Annotated in this window: 4 protein-coding genes; all 4 read right to left on the reverse strand. The window is 72.7% G+C overall.

What is annotated here, in order from left to right:
* Positions 1–86: 86 nt before the first annotated feature.
* Complete coding sequence (locus EAD96_RS25670) at positions 87–1370, reverse strand: citrate synthase (RefSeq protein ID WP_120570152.1); 1284 nt, start codon at positions 1368–1370, stop codon at positions 87–89.
* A gap of 176 nt (positions 1371–1546) precedes the next feature.
* Positions 1547–3592 (reverse strand): sulfatase-like hydrolase/transferase, encoded by a 2046-nt coding sequence (locus EAD96_RS25675; protein WP_121686069.1) that lies wholly within the window; start codon positions 3590–3592, stop codon positions 1547–1549.
* On the reverse strand, positions 3585–5000 hold the full coding sequence (locus EAD96_RS25680; RefSeq protein WP_121686070.1) for a methyltransferase domain-containing protein: 1416 nt from the start codon (positions 4998–5000) through the stop codon (positions 3585–3587). Before EAD96_RS25680 ends, EAD96_RS25675 begins: the two co-directional genes overlap by 8 nt.
* Positions 4997–5155, reverse strand: a complete 159-nt coding sequence (locus EAD96_RS31265) for a hypothetical protein (protein WP_018787270.1) — start codon at positions 5153–5155, stop codon at positions 4997–4999. Before EAD96_RS31265 ends, EAD96_RS25680 begins: the two co-directional genes overlap by 4 nt.
* Between the last annotated feature and the right edge of the window lie 116 nt (positions 5156–5271).

Consider the following 5271-nt stretch of genomic DNA (forward strand, 5'->3'; position numbering starts at 1 on the left):
GTGCGCGGGTGGGGTGGGGCGGGTCTCCGGGACGGGAAAGGCCGCCGGCCTCCGGATAGAGGCGGCGGCCTTTCGCCGGGGTTGCGTCAGCGCTGCTCGGCGGGGACGTAGTCCCGCTCGGCGGCGCCGGTGTAGATCTGCCGCGGGCGACCGATCTTGGTCTCCGGGTCGTTGATCATCTCGCGCCACTGCGCGATCCAGCCGGGCAGCCGGCCGAGCGCGAACAGCACCGTGAACATCTTGGTCGGGAAGCCCATGGCCTTGTAGATCAGCCCGGTGTAGAAGTCCACGTTCGGGTAGAGCCGCCGGGACACGAAGAAGTCGTCGGCGAGCGCGATCTCCTCCAGCTGCACCGCGAGGTCCAGCAGCGGGTCCGGCTTGGCCATCCGGCCGAGCACGTCCTGGGCGGCCTTCTTCACGATGGCGGCGCGCGGGTCGTAGTTCTTGTAGACCCGGTGCCCGAAGCCCATCAGCTTCACGCCGTCCTGCTTGTCCTTCACCTTCTGCACGAAGGAGCGGACGTCGCCGCCGTCGGCCTGGATCTTCTGGAGCATCTCCAGGACGGCCTGGTTGGCGCCGCCGTGCAGCGGGCCGAACAGCGCGTTCACGCCGGCCGAGACCGAGGCGAACAGGTTGGCGTTGCTGGAGCCGACCAGCCGCACGGTCGAGGTGGAGCAGTTCTGCTCGTGGTCGGCGTGCAGGATGAACAGCATGTCCAGCACCCGGGCCACCACCGGGTCGACCTCGTACGGCTCGGCCGGCACGCCGAAGGTCATCCGCAGGAAGTTCTCGACGTAGCCCAGCGAGTTGTCCGGGTACAGCAGCGGCTGCCCGATCGACTTCTTGTACGCGTACGAGGCGATGGTCGGGACCTTCGCCATCAGCCGCACCGTGGACATCTCCACGTGCTCGGAGTCGAACGGGTCCAGGCTGTCCTGGTAGAAGGTCGAGATGGCGCTGACGGCCGAGGAGAGCACGGCCATCGGGTGCGCGTCGCGGGGGAAGCCGTCGAAGAAGCGGCGCATCTCCTCGTGCAGCAGGGAGTGCCGCCGGATCCGCTCGCTGAACTCGGTGAGCTGCGTCTGGGACGGCAGCTCGCCGTAGATCAGCAGGTAGGAGACCTCCAGGAAGGAGGACTTCTCGGCCAGCTGGTCGATCGGGTAGCCGCGGTACCGCAGGATGCCGGCATCACCGTCGATGTAGGTGATGGCGGACGAGCAGGACGCGGTGTTCACGAAACCGGGGTCGTAGGTGGTCATCCCGGTTTCCTTGAGCAGCTTGCTCACCCCGATCCCGGCGGGGCCCTCAACCGCGGACTGCACCGGCATCGACAGCTGCCCACCGGGGTGGTCGAGCTTGACTTCCGTCATCTGTTCCTCGCTTCGCCGGCAAGATCTTCGTTGAATTGCCTTCGCTTCTACCGTAATCACGGCGCGGAGAACACCGCTCGTCATGGTTTGAGGGTGAGGTGTGCGTCACCTGTTTCCCGGCCAGCCGGTCCGGAAACCGGATGGGAGCGTGGCCATGGGCACGTTCGGGAGGTCCGTCACGACAGCGTGAGCCGCCGCAGCGTCCCGTCGTCACCGACCCGGTAGAGGTCGATCCGGTTGGCTCCGGCGGCGAACAGCCGGTCGTCGGCGAGCAGCGCCGCGAAGCGCCGTCCACCGGCGTCCGGCGGCACCACTGGCACCACCGCGCCGATCGTCTGGTTGACCGCCACGGCGAGCCGGGTGCCGTCGGGGACGTCGTCCGGCACCGTGCCCCAGACCAGCCCCGGCAGCCCGCCGCCGGCCGGGTCGACCGCGTCGAACGCGTCCCGGTTCGCCACCGTGGCGGACCCGCCCGCGGGGACGTCCCCGACCCGCGTGCCGACGAGCGGATCGGCCGGTGGCTGCGGGACAGCGGCGGGCACTCCGCCGGTGATGGTCACCGGCTGCCCGGGTCGGTCGTAGAAGCGCTTGTCGGCCCGCTCGCGGGGAGCCGCCTTCGCCGACCGGCCGTCCATCCGCCAGGGCACCTTCATGTGCGTCTCGTCGGCGATCGTGGGCAGCAGGTCGACGTGCTCCCAGTTGCGGTCGTCCACCCGTCCGGCGCGCTGGCCGGGTTCCTTGACGAACATCGGCACCCAGGCCACCTCGTTCGCGGCGTGGTCGATGGCGTCCATGCCCCGGCCCTGCCAGTCGCGGCGGAAGCTCACCCCGTGGTCGGCGGTGACCACCACCAGCGCCTTGTCGTAGAGGCCGGTGGCGCGCAGCGTCCGCAGCGTCTCGCCGATCAGCCGGTCGGTGTAGCCGAGCTGCGCCAGGTGCCGGGCGCGGGCCAGGTCGGCCCACCCGGCGCCGTCGTTGGGCAGGTCCTCCGGCGCCGCGTAGTGCGCCCCGGACGGCAGGTACGCCCACGGCGAGTGCGGCATCAGCAGGTGCAGGAAGTGCAGCGTGGGCCGGGTGTCGGGGCGCAGCCCGGCCAGGAACGAGGTGAACCGGGCCGGCTGGTTGTCGTCGAGGGTGTCCCAGCGGAACTTCGGGTCGTCCGGCACCGGCTCGGCGGCGTCCAGTCCGGCCTCGGCCGCGGTCCGCTCGCGGTAGGAGTCCTCCGGGTCGACCCGGCTGTCCACCGGCGCGGCGATCCGGCCCATCAGCTTGCCGCTCTCCCGGACCAGCACCCCGAGCCCCTGTTCCGGCGTGGTGGCCTGCTCGCAGCGGCTCGGCGGGCAGAGCCGGGTGATGCTCTCCTCGGCCTTGATCCGGTAGAGGCCGCCGAGCGCGGTGAACAGGTTGTCCGGGTACTGCGAGTAGTGCGGCGCCGCCCCCCGCTCCGGGTAGCGCCCGGTGAGCATCGCGGGCAGCGCGTAGGGCGTCCAGCCGCTGACGCCGGTGGCGTTGCGGTACCAGGTCGACCCGCCGGCCAGCGCCGCGAAGTTCGGGTAGCGCTCGGCGTCGATCCGGCCGTCCGGACCGAGCAGGGACACCAGCGGCAACTCGTCCAGCACGATCATGACCACCGGCGGGTGCGCGCCCGCACCGGCCACGCCGGCCGCGCCCCCCTCACCGCGCGGCAGCACCACCGCCGACGCGGGCGAGGCGAACAGGAACAACCCGACGAACACCAGTGGCCCGGCGGCGGCGACCCGCAGCACCCGCCGGGGCGCCCGCCACCGCCGGTGCGCGGCCGCGCCCGCGGCTCCGGCCGCACCGGCGACGACAAGCAGGGGTACGCCTCGAAGCGGCGTGACGTGCCGGCCGACCTGGACCGCCAGCGCGGCGAGCAGCAGTCCCACGAGCGCGGTGTGCGCGACGGACCGGGTGAGGCGTCCGGCGGGCAGCGCGAGCGCGCCGAGCAGCGCGAACACCATCGTCGGCGCGAGCGCGATCAGGGCGACCAGCAGCAGCACGTCGGCCCGGGAGGCGCGGTGGAACAGGAAGAAGTCGGGGCTGCGGCCGAGCACGTCGAGCAGCGGCTGGGTGACCACCAGCCCGATCAGCGCGGCGACCTCGGCCAGCCGGGCGGCCTCGGCCCGCCACCAGGGCCGGCGCTCCCGGCGGTCCGGTCCGGCCGCGCGTTCCCGGGGTGGTGCGAGGGTGTCCTCAGCCACCCACCACCACCTGGTAGAGCGTGCGGGTGCCGGACGGCAGCTCGGTCCGGGCGACCACCCGGCCCCGGCGGGCCAGCAGCGCCTCGAAGGCGTCCCGCCGGTAGTCCGGGAACAGGCCGTCCGGCTTGTTCGCCAGCAGCCGGCGGGCCATCGGGTCGTCCGGGTGGACGAACTCCACCACCAGGCTGCCGCCGGTGGCGGTGAGCGCGGTCAGCTGGTCGAGCACCTCGGGCAGCGGCACGTTGCGCCCGATCGCCAGGTGGTGCACCACGGCCAGGGCCAGGACGGTGTCCGCGCGGGCCCGGTCGGCGAACGCGGCCCGCTCGACGCCGCGCCAGCCGCCGCCCGGCGACGGGTCGGCCAGGTCCATCACCAGCGGCAGGATCCGTGTCTCGCCATCGTCGCGCAGCGCGCGGTAGAGCGTGTCGACCACTGCCGGGTCCTGCTCGACGGCGACGACGTGCGCGGCGTGCCGGGCGGCTATGCGGGCGTACCGGCCGTCGTTGGCGCCCAGGTCCAGCGCCGATCCTCCGCCGACGGCGGCCACCGCCCGGTCGACGAACTCCTCCTTGGCCTGCCGGTCCGGCACCGAGTACGCGCAGGTGCGCTGGTAGTCCGACCAGTGGCTGTCGCCGGGCCGGTGGTCGATCCGGCGGACCAGTTTCGTCAGCCCGCGTACCGTGGCCAGCGCCAGTTCCCGGGAGAACCCGGCGGCGCGCAACTGGGCGCGGACGTCGGTGGTGCTCGCGGCGGAGTTGCGGTTTTGCATGGCGCCGTGCAGGTGCACGTGGGTGGGGACGCCGGCGCGCCAGCGCCGGGCGCCGCCGAACAGCCGCCGCATCTGGTCCGGCTCGACGCCGTCGACGCGGGCGCGCAGGAACGGCTGGAAGTCCAGCCCGAGGTGGGCCTGGATCAGCAGCGGGTAGAGCAGCGTCTGGCAGAACTGCCGGTAGCCGGCCCAGGGTTCGCCGTCGCGCAGCGCCTCGAACGAGCCGACGTCGATGAAGACGGGCCGGGCGCCGCGCCACTGCACGTTGTAGGCCGAGCCGTCCTTGGTGGTGAAGCCGGCTTCCAGGGCGGCCCGCAGCACGTCCAGGTGCAGCAGCGCGGCGTCGCGCAGCATCGCGTACGACCATTCGTAGGGGTGCGAGACGAACGGGATCCGTTCGTGCCGCAGCACCGTGGTCCAGGGCGCGTCGACCGGGGTCGGGGTCATTTCCTCGGTGCCGACGATCTGCCCGCCGGTGGTGGCCTGCCGGAAGAAGTCGGTGACCGCCAGCGCCCGCCAGTCGCGGGCCGAGCGCTCGTCGAGCCCGCGCAGCACCTCGTCGCCGCGGTGGAACACCCGGTTGCCGGGGTCGCGGAAGGAGCCGGGTTCGACGCGGACGCCGGTGTCGGGGATCGTCACGCCGCCGGGCCCTGGTCGGTGGGCTGACGCCGGAACCGGGACACCAGGCGGCGCCAGTAGAGCTTGGCGGCCACTGCCACCCCGGCCACCCCGCCGACCACCGCCTGCACGATGAGACTGCCGGATCCCGCGTCCAGGTAGGCCAGATGCGTCACGGCTGCTTTTCCTTCCCTCGCCGGTCATCGGTGCACGCCCGGAATGCGAGCTTTGTTGCTCGGAGCCGGACTTGTCCCCCACCGTAACGTCTCGGCGACCGGCCGCGCGGCCACAC

The organism is Micromonospora sp. BL1 (assembly GCF_003667485.1).
Taxonomy (GTDB): domain Bacteria; phylum Actinomycetota; class Actinomycetes; order Mycobacteriales; family Micromonosporaceae; genus Micromonospora; species Micromonospora tulbaghiae.

Excerpts from the sequence above, each read along its gene's own strand:
- EAD96_RS25670 (WP_120570152.1), bottom strand. The coding sequence starts at position 1,370 with ATGACGGAAGTCAAGCTCGACCACCCCGGTGGGCAGCTGTCGATGCCG.